The 400-nt window shown below is 70.8% G+C and carries 1 protein-coding gene; it reads right to left on the bottom strand.

Features of this window, described 5'->3' with window-relative positions; all coding sequences use genetic code 11:
- The coding region (locus G3I17_RS39460) for an AMP-binding protein (protein WP_164604536.1) at positions 1–400 on the bottom strand (400 nt) is incomplete at both ends.

Here is a 400-nt window from a genome sequence, read left to right as displayed (position 1 = left end):
GTACGGGCGGCGGTCGCCTACGAGGACCGCGTGCGAGACGAACCGGGACTGCTGTACGGCCAGTTCGACCAGCGAGGGCGTGAGGTTCTTGCCGGAGGACGTGATGATCAGGTCCTTCTTGCGGCCGGTGATCGAGAGATAGCCGTCCTCGTCCAGCGCCCCCAGGTCGCCCGTGTGCAGCCAGCCGTCGGCGTCGAGCGTCTCGCGGGTGGCCCGCTCGTTGCCGTAGTAGCCGGGGAAGACCATCGGGCCGCGCGCCAGCACCTCGCCGTCCTCCGCGATCCGTACCTCGCAGCCCGCGATCGGGCGGCCGACCGTGCCGTAGCGCACCGCGCCGGGGTGGTTGAGCGAGATCGCACCGCCCGACTCGGTCATCCCGTACCCCTCGAACACCGCGATG

It is taken from the genome of Streptomyces sp. SID13031 (genome assembly GCF_010548305.1).
Classification (GTDB): Bacteria; Actinomycetota; Actinomycetes; order Propionibacteriales; family Kribbellaceae; genus Kribbella.
Note: the sequence above shows the minus strand (reverse complement) of the source record. Positions and strands in the feature narration are given on the sequence as shown.